Origin of the sequence: Streptomyces sp. 8N706 (assembly GCF_052245415.1) — a bacterium.
Classification (GTDB): Bacteria; Actinomycetota; Actinomycetes; order Streptomycetales; family Streptomycetaceae; genus Streptomyces.
On record NZ_JBQQBW010000015.1, the window covers coordinates 73,465 to 91,991 of the forward strand.

The window sequence follows — 18,527 nt, forward strand, 5'->3', positions numbered from 1 at the left end:
ACTCGCACGAACCGGGCCGCGTCCCCGTAAGCCGGCCCGCTCCCCCCACTGGAGGACAGTGAGTTGAACCACCGACGTGTAAGCAAGCGGACCGGCGCCATGGTCGGGGCCGGCGCGGTCGCCGTCGCGGCGGCAGCCGTCATCCTGCCCAACGCCAACGCGAGCCAGGACAAGGACCCCACCCCCAAGACCTTCGCCGCGTCGGCCGCCGCGGAGCTCGGCACGACGCTGGCCGCCGGTCTCGGCAAGGATGCCGCCGGGTGGTACTTCGACGGCAAGTCCGACCAGTTGGTCATGAACGTGCTGGACGAGGAGACCGCGGAGAGCGTGCGGGCCAAGGGCGCCGTCGCGAAGATCGTGGAGAACAGCACGGCGGAGTTGAAGGCCGCCACGCAGACGCTCGGCGAGAAGGCCTCCGTGCCCGGTACCGCCTGGTCGATCGACCCGAAGACCAACAAGGTCTCGGTGCTCGCCGACAAGACGGTCACCGGTGCGAAGATGGCCACGCTGAACAAGGCCGTGGACGGGATGGACGGCATGGTGACCGTCAAGCGGTCCGCCGGCGAGTTCAAGCCGTTCGACCACCCGGAGCCCGCGGCTGACGCGGCTGACGCGGGTGGTGCGGCAGGCGGTGCGGAGGACGCGGGTGCCGGTGCCGGAGCGGGAGGTGCGGAGGACGCGGGCGGTGCGGCAGGCGGAGCGGCTGACGCCGGTGGTGCGGCGGGCGGTGACGCCGGGGCCGGTGGTGCGGCCGGTGGTGAGGCCGGAGCCGGAGGCGCTGATGACGCCGGTGGTGCGGCTGGTGGTGACGCGGGAGCCGGTGGTGACGCCGGTGGCGCGGCGGCCGGCGAGGGCGTGGAAGGCGGCGACGCGATCTTCGGCGGCGGCTCACGCTGCTCTCTCGGGTTCAATGTCGAGGCGGACGGTGCCCCGGCGTTCCTGACCGCGGGCCACTGCGGTAACGAATCCGAGACCTGGACCTCCGACGAGGCCGGCCAGCAGGCGCTGGGCACGGTCGCGGACACCCAGTTCCCCGAGAGCGACTTCGCCCTGGTGAAGTACGACGACGCGAACACCGCTCCGTCGAGCTCGGTCGACCTGCAGGACGGTACGAAGCAGGAGATAACGAAGGCCGCCGAGGCGAGCGTCGGTATGGAGGTGAAGCGCAGCGGCAGCACGACCGGGACGAGCGACGGCACGGTCACCGGTCTGGACGCCACGGTGAACTACGGCAACGGCGACATCGTCAACGGTCTGATCCAGACCGATGTGTGCGCCGAGCCCGGGGACAGTGGCGGTGCGATGTTCGCCGAGGACGCCGCTGTGGGCCTGACCTCCGGCGGCAGCGGTGACTGCACCCAGGGTGGCGAGACCTTCTTCCAGCCGGTCACCGCGGCGCTGGAGGCCACCGGTGCCGAGATCGTCGCCGGTGACGGCGGCGCGGGCGCGGGTGGCGCCGACGCGGGTGGCGCTGACGCCGGTGCGGACGCCGGTGGTGCTGACGCGGGCGCCGATGCGGGTGGCGCCGATGCCGGTGCGGGCGCGGGTGGTGCCGACGCGGGTGCGGACGCGGGTGCGGACGCGGGTGGTGCCGACGCCGGTGCCGCTGGCGGTGCGGACGACGGTGCGGCCGCTGCCGGTGGCGCCGCCGACTCCGGTGCCGAAGCCGACGCGGGCGGCGCGGCAGCGAGCAGTGGCGGGGCCGAAGCAGGCACCGAGGAACCCTGAGAAGGACGGCTCCGGCTGCCTGCATCGCTCCGACTCCTGAAGCCTCGGGCACCCCTCGTGGGTGCCCGAGGCTTTCTGGTGTCCGTCCGGAACCGACATCCTGTGCGTTCAGGACGGGTCCGCCGCCGCGCCGCGGCCGGAATCAGCCGGCCCCGGGCACGTAAACCGCTTTCAGCGCGGCAGAGACGTGCCCTCAGCGCGGGCAGGAACGTGCGCTCAACGCGGTAGATTCGCCTCGATCGCCGTGACGATCTCCTCGGCTCCGGGCTCGGTACGGGGACGGAAGCGGCCGACCACCTCGCCCGCCGGGGAGACGAGGAACTTCTCGAAGTTCCACTGGATGTCCCCCGCCTCGCCCGAGGCGTCGGCGCTCCGCGTCAGCTCCGCGTACAGAGGGTGCCGGTTCTCCCCGTTGACCTCGAGCTTCTCGAACAGGGGGAAGCTCGTGCCGTAGGTGGTCGAGCAGAAGGTACGGATGTCCTCGGCGGTGCCCGGCTCCTGGCCGCCGAACTGGTTGCAGGGGAAGCCCAGGACGGTGAATCCGCGGTCGGCGTACCGCTGTTGCAACTCCTCCAGACCCTCGTACTGCGGGGTCAGGCCGCACTTCGACGCCACATTGACGAGGAGCAGGGCCCTGCCCTTGTGATCACTGAGGGAGGTGGGGTCGCCGGCCAGCGTGCGCAGCGGGATGTCGTACAGGCTCACGGGAGTCCTCTCGGTCGGATGCACCGGTGTTGTCCGGCCCTGATTCTGCCGTGAAACCCTGCCCACGCCGACCCCGGCCCATCAGCTTCATTCAACTTATGAAGATGAATCTGAAGGGGCGTACGGACGGGTGCACCTGGACCCGATGCTGCCGCCGCAGATGTCGGACGGTGTGACGCTGCGGGGTCTGCACTGGCAGGGCCGTACCTACGACGTGGCCATCGGCCCGGACCAGACGACGGTCCGGCTGACCAGCGGGGAGCCGTTCACCGTGGAGACACGGCAGGGCTCGCAGGTGGTGAGTGCCGACGCGCCGGCGGTTCTCAAGACCCGCCGCCCCGACCTCACTCCGACCGACAACCTGGCCCGCTGCAAGACGGCGAAGGCAGGCTCGGAGGAGCCCGGTCTGTACGCCAATGCGGCCGTGGACGGCAACGCGGCCACGGCCTGGGTCCCGGACGCCGCGCACGGCGCCCTGACGACCGACCTCGGCCGGCCGGCCCGTATCTCCGGCATTTCCGCGAAGTGGACGGACCTGCGACCGGAGTCGTACCAGGTGCTGACCTCGCTCGACGGCAAGCACTGGCGGGCCGGGTCCTTCGCCGAGGGCCGTATGGGCGAACTGGAGAAGCCGTCCCTGGCGCGCTACGTACGGGTCGAGGTCCGGGGGAGCGACGCCAAGAAGCACCCGGGAATCCAGGAGCTCGAGGTGGTCCGGGCCCCGTCGGGCGGAGGAGGCGAGTAGCCGACCGGCCGTCATGGCCGTATTGCCCCGCCGTTCGGCCGGCGGCGGGGCAGGAGGAGAGCGAAGAACAGGCCGTGACCCACCGCTGCCCGGCGTGTGAGGTCACGGCCTGCTCTCCGGTACCCAGGCACAGACGTTGCCCGGCCGGATGAGCCGACGAGGGCGGGCGTCGCCCGGCAGGACGAACCGGCCGTGGCCGTCATGTCCGGCGTGCCTGGCCGGACATGACACGGGCGGTGTACGTCCACGCCGTACGGCGGTGCGTGCCACGGCCGGCGTTGGAGCCGCGCCGCCGAGGGGTGCACGAGCCCGGAGCCGGGCTCGTGCCGCGCCGAGAGGCAGCAGGGCACGCCCCTGAGCTGCGGCTCGGCCGGAACCGGCGCTCGCCGGGACGTCGACGGTCGTTCACGCCCCGCCCTATGCCTCGGAAGGTCACGACGGCATACTGCACGGCCATGACGCTCATGGCTGAAACCATCACCCTCGAACGGCTGGAAGAGCTTCTCGCCGACGCATCCATCTCCCCGGTGCACCGGGCACTGTGGCTGCTGCTGTGGGAGGGCGACCTGCCCGTACTCGATCTGCTCGCTCTCGACGTCCGCGACGTTCACCTCGAGAAGCGAGAGGTGAGCACCTCGTCGTGCCGAAACCAGCCGGCGGGGGAGGTGGACTTCAGCGAGCGTGCGGCCGGGCTGCTCAGCGAACTGATCGGCGAACGTGAGGACGGGCCGTTGTTCGCCGTGGGCAGCCGGGCGCTGAGCTGGGAGACGGCGATGCAGGGCGCCCAGGAGCAGGGCCATGCCATCCACGCCTTCCGTACGGGTGGAAAACGCCACCGACAGGACAGCGAGTAACCGCGAAAAAAATTCTTCGGCGCCGCTGAACACGAGAGCGCTTGCATCCGTATCCCCCTGTGCGTTGAGCCTTCCTTCCGGGTGAAACGCCTCCTTTCGCGATGGTGCATTACCCGTTGTCGCAGGTCAGGCGTGTGGGGCCGGACGGAGGGCCCTTTGCGTATCCGGCCGGGGCGGCCCCTTGCGGGGCCACGCCCCCGGCGAGGAACGACCATCGGAAAGGGGCCCCGTGGAGAGCAAGGGCCACAGACGTACCCGTGTCATCGGCACGGCGGTTGCCGCGGTGACCGCCCTGGCGTTGGGGGGAGGGGGGATCTTCCTGGTGACCGGCGATGCCTCCGCCGGCAGCGGAGCGCAGGCCGATCCGTCGCCGCAGGCGGGCAGCCAGAAGCTGGCCACCATCGACTGTCCTGATGTCGCCGAGCAACTGTCGCAGGTGCCGGAGCGGGCCCGTCCCGCCGTCGACGCCCAACTGGCGCAGTTGGACACCCAGGTGGCGGACGCCTACGAGCGCTGGGCCGCCTGGGGGGCGGAGGCCGGGCAGCAGCGTGCGGAATCCGTCCTGAAGCCGCTGGCGAACCAGCGGCGTACCACGATCGACAAGATCGCCACAGCGGTCGACCGGCTGGCCGAGCGGCCCTCCGGGCTCGCGTCCATGGCGCCCTGCACGCTCAAGCAGGACACCGCCGCCGCACCGGCCGCCGGGGCGCAGGTCCAGGCGCAGGACAGCGAACAGCAGACGGGTGGTGAGCAGCAGGGCGACGGCCAGCAGCAGGGCACCGGCCAGCAGCAGGGCACCGGGCAGCAGCAGGGCACCGGGCAGCAGCAGACCTCCGGGCCGCGCCGTGCGGACTTCGTCGACATCCGCCGGGTACGGCCGAATGTGACGAAGCCGCAGGCCCGCCGGAACGCCTCCCTGGGCACCTTCTCCTCGCGCTGCGGGCGCAACGAGAACAAGCACTTCAACCCGGACAATGTGATCGTCGCCCCCGGGGTCGGCAACGGCGCCCATCACATGCACGACTACGTCGGCAATCTCGACACCGATGCCTTCTCCAGCAACGAGGGTCTCGCCGCCGCCGGTACCACCTGCACCAACGGGGACCGTTCCACCCACTACTGGCCGGTCCTGCGGCTGCGCAACGGTCAGCGGGAAGCAGACGCGAACGCACCGGGCGGCGGTCAGGACGGCAATATCGGAAAGATCCTTCAACCGGCGTCCGTGAAGCTGACGTTCAAGGGCAGCCCGGTCGGCAAGGTGACCGCCATGCCCCGCTTCCTGCGCATCATCACCGGTGACGCGAAGGCCTTCACCAACGGACCGGCGAACGCCAACGCCTCGTGGAGCTGTACCGGATTCGAGAACCGCCAGCTCAAGAACAAGTACCCGATCTGCCCCAGGGGCAGCAGGGTCGTACGGACGTTCAACTTCCAGAGCTGCTGGGACGGCAGCAATATCGACAGCGCCAACCACCGTACGCATGTGGCTTTCGCGGGCAGGGACGGCTCCTGCTCAGCCGGTTTCACGGCCATTCCGCAGCTGGTACAGCGGATCACCTACAACGTGCCGGCGGGTTCGGTGTTCGCCGTCGACAGCTTCCCCGAGCAGCTTCACCAGCCGGTGACGGACCATGGGGATTTCATCAACGTCATGTCGGACCGGCTGATGAGCAAGGCGGTCTCCTGCATCAACGCCGGACGCACATGCGGCTGAGCTCTGAGCTCTGAGCCGTGAGCCGTGAGCCGTGAGCCGTGAGTCCTGAGCCTGAGGCCTGTGCAAGGAGCCGCGCGCCATCGAGCCTCAGTCCTCCGGCCGGTTGAGGCCGGGTCGGTCGGTCCCTTGCGGGGAGGGGGACCGACCGGCCCTCGTTGCGGTGGATGCCGACGTGGAGTACGTCACATCGCTCAGATGTGCATAAGGGACTATGCGGCAGAAAATTCAAGGCGTCATGAGGGGTTTGTCTGCCCATGACCGCAGTGTGTGCGCCCCTGGGCCCCCACTGTCATGGCGCTCGCAGGTCTGACGCTTCCTCGGCCGGATCGCGTTTGATACACACGTCTGATTCGTCCCCGAGTGGTCCAGGAAGCGCACCATGATCCACGGCAATACCGCAGATCACCATGTGTTCGAGCTCGACCTCACTCTCGAAGAGGCGCGCCGGAGGGCCGAGGTTGTAGCGGCGATGGGGGACGACTGGGACCCGGTCGCGGTGATGCGGGCCGAGGAGGACGCGTACCGCCTGCTCTACTCGAACCTGGACGCGGAACAGCGCGCGACCCACCAGAGGCTCGTGGAGGCCGGTGTCCTCCCGCCCCGGGACGGTGACGACCGTGCTGCCACTTGATCCCAGCGCGGACATGGGCCGCCGGGCGTGGGTGACCTGCCCCCGGTGCGAGGACGACCGGGACTGCGGGACGTGCCTGGCGGGTCGCAACTGCCGGGACCACTGGCGCTATCTGCTGTCGAACTCCGGAAACCTGCTGCATCTCCAGTGCCCGAACTGCACGCATCTGTGGTCCGAACAGACCGGTTTCGGCGCGGGCTGAGGGGGCGCGCGGGGCGGTACGCCCGCCGGGGTGGCAGGCTCGTACGCCGGGTACTTCTCACCGTCGTTCGTGTGCCGTTGCGATGAACGCGCGGGGTGGCATTCCCGTACTACACCGCAGGCGGGACTTGCCGCCGGACCGGTGAAGGAGGTGTCCCGCGGATGACTGTGCATCGCAATGCCGCCGTGGCTGCCCTGGTCGGTGCCGTCCCCCTCCTGCTGACGGCCGTGACCACCGTCCCGGCGCAGGCGCACGGGGCTCCGACGGACCCGGTCAGCAGGGTGGCCGCATGCGGCCCGACGGGGGAGAGGACGGCGCGGTCGGCGGCCTGTACCGCGGCTGTCGCCGCCAACGGCGGCCGGACGTTCGACGACTGGGACAATCTGAGGGTGGCCGATGTCCGGGGGAAGGACCGGCAGGTCATCCCGGACGGAAAGCTGTGCAGCGCGGGCGTCGACGGCTATCAGGGGCTGGACACCGCCCGTGCCGACTGGCCCGCCACGAGGCTGACGGCCGGCGACGACTTCACGCTGACCTACCGTTCGACCATCCCGCACCAGGGGACCTTCAGTCTCTATCTCACCAAGGACGGCTACGACCCGGCGACACCGTTGTCCTGGGACGACTTGGAGTCCGAGCCGTTTCTGACAGCCCGTGACCCGAAGCTCGAGGACGGCTCGTACCACCTCAAGGGCAGGCTGCCCGCGGGGATGACGGGCCGTCATGTGATGTACACCGTCTGGCGGAACACCGATACGCCGGACACCTATTACTCCTGCTCCGACGTCGTCTTCAAGGGCGGCGACGAGGGCAGGGGGAGCGGCAGCGGGGGAGGGTCGGCGGCCTCCGAGGAGGGGAAGGCCGCGGACTCTGCCGGTTCGGTCGCCCGGTCGCGGACCGACGGACCCGCTGCCTCTCCCACGGATTCCGAGGAGTCCTCGGATGCCAAGAAGCCCACGGGGTCCGACGATTCAGTGCAGTCCACGGATTCCACGAAACCGGCCTCGGCCGAGGCCGGCTCCGAGTACGGCTCCCTGCCGGTGATCGCGGGCATCGCAGCGGCCCTCGCCGCGGCCGCGGTGGGCGCCTTCGCCGTTCTCCGACGGCGGCCCTTCTGAGTGAACGTAGGACGCGGAGCGCTCCCTGACCCGGGGCGCCACCGCACCCCATGCCCTATCCCCCACCGGTAGCTCGGAGGCGGCCCGCGGATGTTCGCGTCGCCGCTCCGGAAGGAGTTCCGCCGTGTCCCAACCCATCGATGCGGCCCTGCGCAGCACCGCGCACAGTCCGTCCTGGGCCATGCTCAACCGATTGGCGCCCAGCGGCCGGAGTGAGCGGTCGGACCGGATCGACCGGACCGACTCCTACCGTGAGCCCGAGCCGTACGCCCAGGCCGGGCAGACCGACCGGATCGATTTCTGCATCCCCTGCAACCCCTACTTCCCGAGCCCCGAGATGTTCGGGCGGCTCCAGGGCTCCCTGGAGTCGATCCTGAAGTACTACCCGAGCGACGCCGATACGATCACCGCCGAGCTGTGCAGCGTGCTCGGGCTCAATCCGCAGACCGTCGCCATGGGGAACGGCTCGACCGAGCTGATCACCTGGATCGACCATCTGCTGGTCAAGGAGAGCCTCGCGATCCCCATCCCCACCTTCGGACGCTGGACCGACCAGCCTCTGGAGACCGGCAAGCGCGTCGACATGTTCCCGCTGCGCGAGGAGCAGGACTTCGCCCTCGACCTCCAGGAGTACGTCCAGTTCATCCGCCGCCGTGGCTCCAGGGTCGCCGTGGTGTGCAACCCCAACAATCCCGACGGAGGTTACCTCCGGCGGCAGCAACTCTTGTGGCTGCTGGACGAGTTGGTCGACCTGGATCTGGTGGTGGTCGACGAGTCCTTCATCGACTTCGTCGATGCGGAGCGCTCCCCCTCCGTCGCCGACGAGGCCGCGATCCGCCCCAATGTGATCGTGCTGAAGAGCCTCGGCAAGAACTTCGGTCTGCACGGCATCAGGTTCGGTTATCTCGTGGCCAATCCCGCCCTGGCGAGGAAGGTCCGCGACGCGCTGCCGAAGTGGAACCTCAACTCCTTCGCGGAGACCGTGGTGTTCATGCTGAAGGAGTACGGCGCGGAGTACCGGCAGAGCCTGGCCCTGCTCTCCCGCGACCGTGCCAACATGTCCCTCGCCCTCGCCGGGCTCCCGGGGCTGGTCGTCTTTCTGTCCCAGGGCAACTTCCTCCTGGTGAAGCTCCCCGACGGCGTCGACGGAGTGCCGCTGCGGGACTATCTGCTCTCCGAGCACGGCCTGTTCGTGCGCGAATGCGGCAACAAGCTCGGCAGCAGCAGCCAGTTCCTACGGCTGGTGGTCCGCCCGTCCCCGGATGTCGAGCGGTTGCAGGCCGGTCTCCAGGCCTATCTGTACGGGGGACTGAACTCGCCCATGTACCAGGCGACCCGAGCCGCGCTCCCCTCGCCGATCTCCGCCATCCACACACCGGAGACGGCCTGAGCGGACGGTGGCGATCGTCGAGTGATCAGCGGGGGCTGCTCGCGGCGCCGCGCTCCCCGGGGGCGCGCCGCCGCGAGCCGGTTGAGGGCAGCCGTGCCGTCCAGGACGTCCGCGGGATCCGTGACGAGGGAGCGGCGCCGTACGGAGCGGGCCCGGTCTGCGCCGAACCGCCGACTCACCTTCCCGGGCTGCGAGTTCGAGGTGCGCGTCAGACCTGCCGGAATGCGCAGAGCACCCGCGGTCGCTGGGCGCCCGGACACACGGACGGCGGGCGGTAGTACGGGCTCCCGGCGGCGGGGCGCTCCCGGGAACAGCTGACCACGGCCGGGGCCGGCCGGCCACGGCCCGCGCGTCTCACATCAGAGGCTTCTCGAACCAGTGGTCGGCGTAGGGGCCGTCGTTGTAGGGAGGGATCTCGACGTAGCCGTGCCGGGCGTAGAGGTTGCGTGCCTAGATGAGGTCGCGGCGCGTGTCCAGCCGCATGGTGGTCGCCCCGAGGCCCCGGGCCGACTGTTCGGCCGCGGCGAGCAGTTGTGAGCCACCGCCCGCGCGCCGCGCCTCGGGGAGGACGAACACCCGGGTGAGCTCGGCGGTACGCGGAGTGAGCAGGCGCAGCCCGACGGAGCCGACCGGGGTGTCCCCACGCCGGGCGAGCAGCAGCAGGCCGGTCGGGGGTGCCAGATCGTCGCTGGGGTCCTCGGCCAGTGCGGCGTCGATCTCCTCGTCGGTGGCCGTCCACCCGTAGTAGCGGCCGGCCATCTCGGCGAAGTACCGGCGCAGCATGGCAACCGCATCGGGGTGGCAGACCGGGACGGGGGCGATCGCCCAGTCCCGGTCTGCCGTGTCCCGGCCGGCCGTGGGTGCGGAGGATGACGTCTTCACGGGGTCATTCTCCCTTCCGTGGCCCGCGGTTGCTGCCGTGGCCCCGGAGAGCAGCGCCGGGGTCCGGCTGCGCCGGGGCGTGGGATCGCCGTTGACGGCCTACGGCTCGTAGAGGGCTTCGATCTCCTTTTCGAAGTCCCGGGCGACCGCCTCCCGCTTGATCTTCATCGTCGGGGTGATGTGCCCGCTCTCCTCGGTGAAGTCCACCGGAAGGATGCTGAAGCGGCGGATCGATTCTGCTCTCGACACCAACTCGTTGGCGTCCTCCACGGCCCGCTGGATCTCCGCGCAGAGCTCGGGGTCGAAGGCCAGTTCCTCTCTGGCCAGCCTCTGCTTGCGGTGGATCAGTTGCCAGTGCTTGAGCCCGTCCGGGTCGAGGGTGATGAGCGCGGTGACGTACGGGCGGTTGTCGCCGATCACGATGCACTGGCCCACCAGCGAGTGCGCGCGCAGCCGGTCCTCGAGCGGGGCCGGCGCGATGTTCTTGCCGCTCGCGGTGATGATGATCTCCTTCTTGCGGCCGGTGATCGTGAGGTAGCCGTCGGCGTCGAGCGCGCCGATGTCGCCCGTCGCGAACCACTTCCCACGATCGGCCCACGGGTCCGACCCGCTCTCCTCGGCCGGCGGCCATGCGGGAGGAGGCCCCACCGAGAACGGCACGGCGGCGCGCAGGGCGGGATCCCAGTAGCCGGCGAAGACCTGGTCGCCACGGACCAGCACCTCACCGTCACCGGCGATACGGACCGCCGTGCCCGGGAGGGGCCAGCCCACCGTGCCGAGTCTGGGCCTGAGCGGCGGTGTGACGGTCGCGGCCGCGGTCGCCTCCGTCAGGCCGTAGCCCTCGAAGATCTCGATGCCCGCGCCCGCGTAGAAGGCCGCCATACGGTGGCCGAGGGGCGAGCCGCCGCAGATGGCGTACTTGACCTTGCCGCCGAGGGCGGCCCGGATACGGCGGTAGACCAGCGGATCGTAGAGCGCGCGGGCGGTGCGCAGCGCAATGCCCGGGCCCGGCCCGGTGCCGTGCTCCTCGGCCTCATGGGCCTCGCCCCAGCGCCGGGCGATGGTGGCGGCCCGGTCGAAGGAGGCGACGCGGCCCATCTTCTCCGCCGTCGCCCGTGCTGTGTTGTACACCTTCTCCAGGACGTACGGGACGACGAGCAGGAAGGTGGGTTCGAATCCGGCGAGGTCGGCGAGCAGGGACTCGGTCTTGATGCTCGGTGCGTGGCCGAGCCGTACACGGGCGCGCAGACAGCCGACGGCGACCATCCGTCCGAAGACATGCGAGAGGGGGAGGAAGAGCAGCGTGGACGCCGGCTCGTTGGTGACCGACTTGAAGCAGGGGTGCAGCATCTCGATCGCGTTGTCCACCTCGGCGAAGAAGTTGCCGTGGGTGAGGACGCAGCCCTTGGGGCGGCCGGTGGTGCCGGAGGTGTAGATCAGCGTGGCGACGGAGTCCGGCGAGAGAGCCGCACGGCGCGAGGCCACCTCGCTGTCGCGGACCCCCTTGCCCGCGGCCGCGAGCTCCCCGATGGCGCCGGCGTCGAACTGCCACAGATGCGCGAAGTGCGGCAGCTGATCGAGTTCGGCGTCGATCAGCAGTGCTTCGTCGACACCCTCCACGGCGCAGCCGACGGCGCCCGCGTCCTGGATGATCCAGCGGGTCTGCTCGGCCGAGGAGGTGGGGTAGATGGGGACGGTGATCAGACCCGCGGCCCAGGCGGCGAAGTCCAGAAGCGTCCACTCGTACGTCGTACGGGCCATGATGGCGAGCCGGTCGCCGGGGCGCAGGCCGTGCGCGATGAGCCCCTTGGCGGTGGCCAGGACCTCATCAGCGAACTGCGCCGCCGTCACATCCTGCCAACTGCCGTTCGGCCGCTGCCGGCTGAGCACGACAGCGGTGGGCGCCTCGGCGGCGTTGTCGAAGGGGATGTCGGCCAGACTCCCGTGGGCCGGCGGCGGGGCGAGCGGCGGAACGAAGACTTCCCGCACCTCCCCGTCCACCACGGTCTTCCTCGGTTCCACCAGCACGGGCGGTGCCGGAATCTGCGTTACGGACACGAGCTGCTCCTCCTTTTCGGCCACGGGTGTGGGGCCCGGCGGCGTGCAGGAAGTACGAGGACAGGCGGACTGTGATGAAGTACGGGGCCGGGGCGCGAGATGCTCAAGGGACGCGGCGGCGGAATCACCGGCCATGCCGGCCACGGGCGGCCGGGCTCCCCACCGCCCCCCCGCACACGTCCGGGCTGGACCGGATCGACGGCATGCCGGGAAGCGACCGGGCGGCCAAGGCTCCTGAGCTGGTGCTGGATCTCCACCATGTGTGGGACTTCATGCGCGCACCGAGGACGGCCGGGCTCCCGGCCGTCCTCGGTGGTGCGGGGGCGGCCCGGCCCTGTCGTACGCCGCCGGACGAGGCCGCGGACGGCGGCGAGGGGAACCGGCCCGCCACCCTCGCCGTGCCGTCGGCGGCCTGCCGCCCTCGCCGTGGAGGTGCCCGGGAGCGGTCCGCGTCGAGAACGGCGCCGAGCCGACGTATCGTGGCCGGAACGGCGTGGTGCGCCCCCGCCGTGAGCCATGCGCTCAGTCCGGTGGAGGCGGGCCCGTACGTCCGCCACATCCGAGATCGTCGAGCCGGTGCCGGAGGCCGTCATGGCCGACCCTCAGGGTTTTCTCACCACCCCCCGCCGTACCTGCCCCCGCCGTCCCGTCGAGGAACGGGTGAGCGACTGGAACGAGGTCTACGCCGGCCAGGGCCTGCTGCCGATCATCAACGCCCAGGCCGGGCGCTGTATGGACTGCGGCATCCCCTTCTGCCACAGCGAATGCCCCCTGGGAAATCTGATCCCGGAGTGGAACGTCCTGGTCTCGCGGGACGACTGGGACGCCGCGAGCGAGCGGCTGCACGCCACCAACAACTTCCCGGAGTTCACGGGGCGTCTGTGCCCGGCTCCGTGCGAGACGGCCTGTGTGCTGGCCATCAACGCCGATCCGGTCACGATCAAGAACGTCGAGGTCGCCATCGCCGACCACGCGTGGGAGCACGGGTGCGTGCCCCCGAGGCCTCCGGAGCGGCTCTCCGGGAAGACCGTCGCCGTCGTCGGCTCCGGCCCCGCGGGCCTGGCGAGCGCCCAGCAGCTCACTCGCGCCGGGCACACGGTCGCGGTGTTCGAGCGGGCCGACCGTATCGGAGGCCTCCTGCGCTACGGCATTCCCGCGTTCAAGATGGAGAAGATCCATCTCGACCTCCGTCTCGAGCAGATGCGGGAGGAGGGCACCAAGTTCCGTACCGGTGTCGCGGTCGGCACCGATGTCGACGCCGCCCGCCTCGCGGAACGCTACGACGCGATGATCATCGCGGCCGGCGCCACGGCCTGGCGCGAGCTTCCGGTGCCCGGCCGGGAGCTGGCGGGCATCCACCAGGCGATGGAGTATCTGCCCCTGGCCAACCGGGTGCAGGAGGGCGACCTCGACGAGTCGCCGATCACCGCCGAGGGCAAGGACGTCGTGATCGTCGGCGGCGGGGACACCGGTGCGGACTGTCTGGGAACCGTGCTGCGGCAGCGCGCGTCCTCTGTCGTCCAGCTGGACATCAACCCGCAGCCAGGGGAAGAGCGGGCGCCCCACGAGCCGTGGCCGGTATATCCCAAGGTCCACCGGGTGTCGCCGGCGCATGAAGAGGCCCGGGAGCTGGCCCGGCTGCGCGGGGCGGACCCCGAGGGGCGGGGTGTGCCCCTCCCCGGGCCCGAAGGGGACGTACGGCTGTTCTCCGCTTCCACGCTGCGGTTCGAGGGAGACGCGTCGGGTCATGTGGAGTCGCTCCACCTCGTCGGCGTCGAACCGGAGGGCAGACGCCCCCGGACCGGTACCGAGCGGGTGATACCGGCGCAGTTGGTGCTGCTCGCCCTGGGCTTCTCGGGTCCGGAGCGGGACAGCGGGCTCATCGACCAGCTCGGACTGGGACTTGACGAGCGCGGGAACATCGCCCGGGACGCGGACTTCGCCGCCGGTGTCCCCGGTGTCTTCGTCGCGGGCGACGCCGGGCGGGGGCAGTCCTTGATCGTCTGGGCGATCGCGGAGGGCCGCTCCGTTGCCGCGGCCGTGGACCGCTATCTGTCCGGCGGCACCTCCCTGCCGATGCCGGTCCGGCCGGCGGACCGCCCGCTGGTCGTCTGAGAGACGCCCGTTCTCGCCGGCCGCCCGAGACGAACTGTTCGGGCGGGCCGTCCGAGGCGAAGCGTTCGGGCGGGCCGTCCGAGGAGGCGGACCCGAGGCGGACGCACATCGCCACACACGCCCGCTCACCTGCACGGGCCTCCAGGCAGGACGGGCATGCAGTCGGTTGCATTCACTCCCGCACCTGACACAAGCTGGGGGCATGGGCTCCCCGGGCGGCCCCACGCTCATCACATCCGTGCAGCGCGCGATGCGCCTGATGGAAGCAGTGGGTGCACACGAGAGCGGCGCGCCGGCGAAGCAGCTGGCACGTGAGACCGGTACGCCCCTGGCCACCACGTACCACCTGTTGCGGACTCTGGCCCACGACGGCTACGTCAGAAAGCTGGACGACGGCGGGTACGTCCTGGGGGACCGGCTGGACTCCCTGCACTCCGAGAGCCGGGGCCAGGCGCTGCTCTCCCGGATACGTCCCGTGCTCGCCTCCCTCCGGGACGGCCTCGGCGCGGCCGCGTATCTGACCTTCTACGAGGACGGGGAGATCCGGGTCGTCGAGATCGTCGACGGGCCCCAGGCGCCCAGGGTCGACCTGTGGGTGGGATTCGAGGACGCGGGCCACGCCACGGCGCTGGGCAAGTGCGTCCTCCGGGACCTGGACAGGGAAGCACGGGAGGACTATCTCTCCCGGCATCCCCTCGCGGACCTCACGCCTCGCACCATCACCCGCTCCGAGGAGCTGTTCCGGCGGCTCGACTCGGCGTCAGCCGCCCCGCTGGTCGTGGACCGGGAGGAGTACATCCTGGGCACGGCGTGCGCGGCGGTGCCGGTCCACGACGGGACCACCCTCGGCTCGCTCGGTGTCTCCATCCAGGCCGACCGGTTCGACCGGGTCCAGGAGGCGGAGGCGCAGTTGTTCTCGACCGCTCGGCGGGTGAGCCGGGCCCTTTCGCTCACCATATGAAATAACCGCTCTTGTTGGACAGGGCCGGGTGCCGGTTCTCTGGGGGGAGCGTGACTCCCCCTGAGGGAGAGGCAACGCCCATCGCATGCTCCGCCGCAGTTCCACCCCACCCGTCCACCCCGAGCGGAAAGACCTGCGCTTCAGTCACATGACTCAGGCCCGGAACCATCACTTCGAAGACTGCCCACCGCAGCGGCTCCAGGCCGGTCCGGCCCCCGGCTACGGCCGGGCGGCACCCCGCCCCTCCTCACGTCCCGGCCACTCCCGACGCGCCCCGGCGACAGGAAGGCTCGCCTCATGGACCGGAGCCAGGGCAGCCCGGATGCGCGGCGACGACCTCGCGGCGGGCCTGGCCCTGCTGATCGTCTCGGCCGTGGCGCTCCTCGGGCTCCTGGAGGGAACCACGCTCTACTGGCTGCCGCTGCTCGCGGTGGGGCCGGCGCTCGCCGCGGTCACCAGCCGGCCGTGGGGCGTTCTCCGTGTGGGGCTGCTGGCCCTCGCCCTGGGCGTCGCGCTGGGGTCCCGCCCCGGCGGCCCCCGCGTCCACGAACAGATGATCGTGCTCGCCGCGGTGGTTGCCGTCACCCTGGCGAGCAGCCTGGCCAGTGCCCGGCGCCGGCGTCGCGAACAGGTGCTGGCCGATGTCCGTTCGGTCGCCGAGGCCGCCCAGCACGCCCTGCTCAAGCCGGTGCCGCCCACGGTCGGCCCGTTCCAGGTGGCCGTCCGCTACAGCGCCGCGGCGGCGGAGGCCCGGATCGGCGGCGACCTCTACGCCGTGGTGCCGACCCCGCACGGCGTACGGCTGATCGTCGGCGATGTGCGGGGCAAGGGACTGCCCGCGGTGGGGACGGCGGCCCTGGTCCTGGGTGTCTTCCGCGAGGCCGCGTACGACGAGCCCGATCTGCTCGGCGTGGTCCACCGGGTCGAGCGGAGCCTGGCTCGCAACCTCGGCCCCGACGACTTCGTGACCGCTGTGTTCGCCGGGTTCCCGCGGCCGGGATGCCTGGAGGTGGTCAACTGCGGGCACGCGCCTCCGCTGCTGGTCCGCGGGTCCGGTGTCATGGCGGTCGAATCCGGCAGCCCGGCTCCGCCCCTCGGGCTGAGTTCCCTGACCGGCGATGCGCCGACGTGCCAGGTCCTGCCCTTCGGAGCCGAGGACCAGCTTCTGCTCTACACCGACGGAGTCAGCGAGGCCCGGAATCACGGCAGGGAGTTCTACCCGGTGGCCGAGCGGGTGGTGCACCATCTGTCGTGCGAGCCGTCGCAGACCCTCGCCGGGCTGCACGACGAGTTGCTGGAGCACGTGGGAGGCCGGCTCCACGACGACGCGGCACTTCTGCTGATCCGCAAACCGGCCTTCGCCGGGAGTGCGGAGCCGACCCGTCCGGAGGAACCCACCCACGTGAACCCACCCACGTGAACCCACCCACGTGAAGGGGCTCGAGTGCCACGGCCCGTCGTATGCCGGACGTGTCGCACGCCCCGGCCCCTCGTGGTCAGGTCCCCCGCACCCACCGGCTCTCGTGGCACGCCCGCAGCGCCCCGGCCCTCGTGGCCACACCCCCGTGCGCCCTGGCCCTCGTGGCCACACCCCCGTGCGCCCCGGCCCTCGTGGCCACACCCCCCGTGCGCCCTGGCCCTGCGTGAACCACGGCCCTGCGTACGCGCCGGTAGGCCGCGACCGATCCGCCGGGGAGTTCACTCCTCCTTGGGCTCGCCCGGTGCCGGCGGGAGCGGCTGTTCCGCCCAGATGGTCTTGCCGCCCGCGGTGTAGCGCGTGCCCCAGCGTTGAGCACACTGGGCCACGAGGAAGAGCCCGCGTCCGCCCTCGTCGGTGCTCCGGGCACGGCGCAGGTGCGGAGAGGTGCTGGTGCCGTCGGAGACTTCGCAGATCAGGGTCCGGTCTCGGATCAGACGGAGGCTGATGGGGGAGGTGCCGTAACGGACGGCGTTGGTGACCAGCTCGCTGACGATCAGCTCCGTGGTGAACACGGCATTCTCCAGGCCCCAGTCGGCCAGTTTCTCCCCGGCCACGTGCCGGGCGTCGGCGACGGTGGCCGGCTCGGCGGGCAGGTCCCAGGAGGCGACGTCCTCACTGTTCAGGGCGCGGGTGCGGGCGATGAGGAAGGCGACATCGTCACGCGGGCGGTCCGGCAGCAGGGTACGGATCATGGTGTCGCAGATCTCCTCCAGCGGCCGGTCGGGGTGGGCCAGCGCGAAGAGCAGCCGTTCGAATCCGACATCGACATCCCGGTCGCTCGCCTCGATGAGCCCATCGGTGTAGAAGGCGACGACGCTGCCTTCCGTGAGTTCCAGCTCGGCGCACTCGAACGGCAGTCCGCCGAGCCCCAGCGGGGGTCCGGCAGGAACGGAGGGGAACTCCACCGGTTCCACCAGGTGGGCGATGGCGGGACTGGGGTGGCCGGCCCGGGCGACCGTGAACTTGCGGGACACCGGGTCGTAGATGGCGTAGAGGCAGGTCGCCCCGATGACGCCGGCACCGTCGGCGGAGCCGCCCATGGCGTCCTCATCCTCTTCGGAGAGCCGGATGACCAGGTCATCGAGGTGGGCGAGGAGTTCGTCCGGGGGCAGATCGAGGTCGGCGAGGGTGTGGACGGCCGTACGCAGCCGGCCCATGGTGGCGGCGGCGTGCAGGCCGTGTCCGACGACATCGCCGACCACCAGCGCCACCCGGGCTCCGGAGAGGGGGATGATGTCGAACCAGTCTCCGCCCACTCCGGCCTGGGCGTCGGCGGGCAGATAGCGGTACGCGGCCTCGACGGCGCTCTGTTTGGGCAGGTCGTGCGGGAGAAGACTGCGCTGGAGCGTCAGCGCCGCGTTGTGCTCACGGGTGTAGCGCCGTGCGTTGTCGATACAGACGGCGGCCCGGGCGACCAGCTCCTCGACGAGCATCAGATCGTCCTCGCCGAAGGACTCCGGATTCTTCCATCGTGCGAGGGTCGTCACGCCCATGGTGATGCCACGGGCCTGCAGGGGCGTGACCAGCGCCGAATGAATACCGAGTTCCCGCATCTTCGCGGCCCGTGCGGGATCCTCGGCCAGCCAGGGGGCGGAGAGATCCACGACGGGCGTCAGGGAGGGCCGGCCCGTGGCCAGACAGCGCGCGGGTGCCGATCCCGCCGCGTAACTGGTCTGCTCACCGGGCTCGACGACGGATTCCGGCAGGTCCTCCTGCACCGACCGGTGGGCCGCCCTGCGCAGCATCGCGGTGGGCCCCACCGGCCCGGGGAGCTGCTCCTGGCCGCGGACGACGGAGTCCAGCAGATCCACCGAGACGAAGTCGGCGACGCGCGGCACCAGCACCTCGGCCAGCTCCCGCGCGGTGTGTTCCAGGTCCAGGGTGGTGCCGATGCTCCCGCTGGCCTCGTTGACCAGGTCCAGCCGCTGCCGGGCCCGGTAGTGG

The 18,527-nt window shown here is 71.0% G+C and carries 14 protein-coding genes and 1 pseudogene; 11 read left to right on the plus strand and 4 right to left on the minus strand.

Annotated elements, in window-relative coordinates; translation table 11 throughout:
• The first annotated feature begins 99 nt into the window (after positions 1–99).
• Entirely contained in the window at positions 100–1,728 is a 1,629-nt protein-coding gene (locus tag ACTWQE_RS08935; protein WP_443328309.1) for a S1 family peptidase, read from the plus strand.
• Between the two features lie 216 nt (positions 1,729–1,944).
• Here ACTWQE_RS08935 and ACTWQE_RS08940 read toward each other — a convergent pair whose 3' ends face one another.
• Entirely contained in the window at positions 1,945–2,433 is a 489-nt protein-coding gene (locus tag ACTWQE_RS08940) for a glutathione peroxidase (protein ID WP_443328293.1), read from the minus strand.
• Between the two features lie 130 nt (positions 2,434–2,563).
• Between ACTWQE_RS08940 and ACTWQE_RS08945 the strand changes: the two genes are divergently transcribed.
• From ACTWQE_RS08945 to ACTWQE_RS08975, 7 genes and pseudogenes are all read left to right on the plus strand, one after another.
• Complete coding sequence (locus ACTWQE_RS08945; protein WP_443328294.1) at positions 2,564–3,178, plus strand: discoidin domain-containing protein; 615 nt, start codon at positions 2,564–2,566, stop codon at positions 3,176–3,178.
• A 455-nt stretch (positions 3,179–3,633) separates the two neighbouring features.
• On the plus strand, positions 3,634–4,032 hold the full coding sequence (locus tag ACTWQE_RS08950) for a hypothetical protein (RefSeq protein ID WP_443328295.1): 399 nt from the start codon (positions 3,634–3,636) through the stop codon (positions 4,030–4,032).
• 229 nt (positions 4,033–4,261) lie between these two features.
• Positions 4,262–5,746 (plus strand): DUF1996 domain-containing protein, encoded by a 1,485-nt coding sequence (locus tag ACTWQE_RS08955; RefSeq protein ID WP_443328296.1) that lies wholly within the window; start codon positions 4,262–4,264, stop codon positions 5,744–5,746.
• Positions 5,747–6,125: 379 nt separating this feature from the next.
• Positions 6,126–6,377: a DUF6400 family protein gene (locus tag ACTWQE_RS08960; protein WP_443328297.1), complete on the plus strand. Its 252-nt coding sequence runs from the start codon at positions 6,126–6,128 to the stop codon at positions 6,375–6,377.
• Entirely contained in the window at positions 6,364–6,579 is a 216-nt protein-coding gene (locus tag ACTWQE_RS08965) for a hypothetical protein (protein ID WP_443328298.1), read from the plus strand. The genes ACTWQE_RS08960 and ACTWQE_RS08965 overlap by 14 nt, the downstream gene beginning before the upstream one ends.
• A gap of 161 nt (positions 6,580–6,740) precedes the next feature.
• Positions 6,741–7,697 (plus strand): lytic polysaccharide monooxygenase auxiliary activity family 9 protein, encoded by a 957-nt coding sequence (locus tag ACTWQE_RS08970; RefSeq protein ID WP_443328299.1) that lies wholly within the window; start codon positions 6,741–6,743, stop codon positions 7,695–7,697.
• Positions 7,698–7,821: 124 nt separating this feature from the next.
• Positions 7,822–9,003: pseudogene (locus ACTWQE_RS08975) on the plus strand (pyridoxal phosphate-dependent aminotransferase); the annotation flags it as partial.
• A gap of 534 nt (positions 9,004–9,537) precedes the next feature.
• Here ACTWQE_RS08975 and ACTWQE_RS08980 read toward each other — a convergent pair.
• Both ACTWQE_RS08980 and ACTWQE_RS08985 read right to left on the minus strand, forming a co-directional pair.
• Complete coding sequence (locus ACTWQE_RS08980; RefSeq protein ID WP_443328300.1) at positions 9,538–9,969, minus strand: GNAT family N-acetyltransferase; 432 nt, start codon at positions 9,967–9,969, stop codon at positions 9,538–9,540.
• Between the two features lie 99 nt (positions 9,970–10,068).
• Positions 10,069–12,027 (minus strand): AMP-dependent synthetase/ligase, encoded by a 1,959-nt coding sequence (locus ACTWQE_RS08985; protein WP_443328301.1) that lies wholly within the window; start codon positions 12,025–12,027, stop codon positions 10,069–10,071.
• Between the two features lie 591 nt (positions 12,028–12,618).
• Here ACTWQE_RS08985 and ACTWQE_RS08990 point away from each other — a divergent pair.
• The 3 genes from ACTWQE_RS08990 to ACTWQE_RS09000 all read left to right on the plus strand — a co-directional run bounded on the left by ACTWQE_RS08990 (position 12,619) and on the right by ACTWQE_RS09000 (position 16,523).
• Complete coding sequence (locus ACTWQE_RS08990; RefSeq protein WP_443328302.1) at positions 12,619–14,142, plus strand: glutamate synthase subunit beta; 1,524 nt, start codon at positions 12,619–12,621, stop codon at positions 14,140–14,142.
• A gap of 202 nt (positions 14,143–14,344) precedes the next feature.
• Positions 14,345–15,103, plus strand: a complete 759-nt coding sequence (locus tag ACTWQE_RS08995) for an IclR family transcriptional regulator (RefSeq protein WP_443328303.1) — start codon at positions 14,345–14,347, stop codon at positions 15,101–15,103.
• Positions 15,104–15,425: 322 nt separating this feature from the next.
• Positions 15,426–16,523, plus strand: coding sequence for a PP2C family protein-serine/threonine phosphatase (locus ACTWQE_RS09000; protein WP_443328304.1), 1,098 nt, complete (start codon positions 15,426–15,428; stop codon positions 16,521–16,523).
• Positions 16,524–16,801: 278 nt separating this feature from the next.
• On the opposite strand, the gene ACTWQE_RS09005 is transcribed toward ACTWQE_RS09000, so the two are convergent.
• A partial coding sequence (locus ACTWQE_RS09005) for an ATP-binding SpoIIE family protein phosphatase (protein ID WP_443328305.1) occupies positions 16,802–18,527 on the minus strand: 1,726 nt, incomplete at its 5' end.

Bases quoted from the DNA above. Each gene is read 5' to 3' on its own strand.
- ACTWQE_RS08935 (WP_443328309.1), top strand. From the start codon at position 100: ATGGTCGGGGCCGGCGCGGTCGCCGTCGCGGCGGCAGCCGTCATCCTG.
- ACTWQE_RS08950 (WP_443328295.1), top strand. From the start codon at position 3,634: ATGACGCTCATGGCTGAAACCATCACCCTCGAACGGCTGGAAGAGCTT.
- ACTWQE_RS08960 (WP_443328297.1), top strand. From the start codon at position 6,126: ATGATCCACGGCAATACCGCAGATCACCATGTGTTCGAGCTCGACCTC.
- ACTWQE_RS08970 (WP_443328299.1), top strand. From the start codon at position 6,741: ATGACTGTGCATCGCAATGCCGCCGTGGCTGCCCTGGTCGGTGCCGTC.
- ACTWQE_RS08990 (WP_443328302.1), top strand. From the start codon at position 12,619: ATGGCCGACCCTCAGGGTTTTCTCACCACCCCCCGCCGTACCTGCCCC.
- ACTWQE_RS08995 (WP_443328303.1), top strand. From the start codon at position 14,345: ATGGGCTCCCCGGGCGGCCCCACGCTCATCACATCCGTGCAGCGCGCG.
- ACTWQE_RS09000 (WP_443328304.1), top strand. From the start codon at position 15,426: ATGCGCGGCGACGACCTCGCGGCGGGCCTGGCCCTGCTGATCGTCTCG.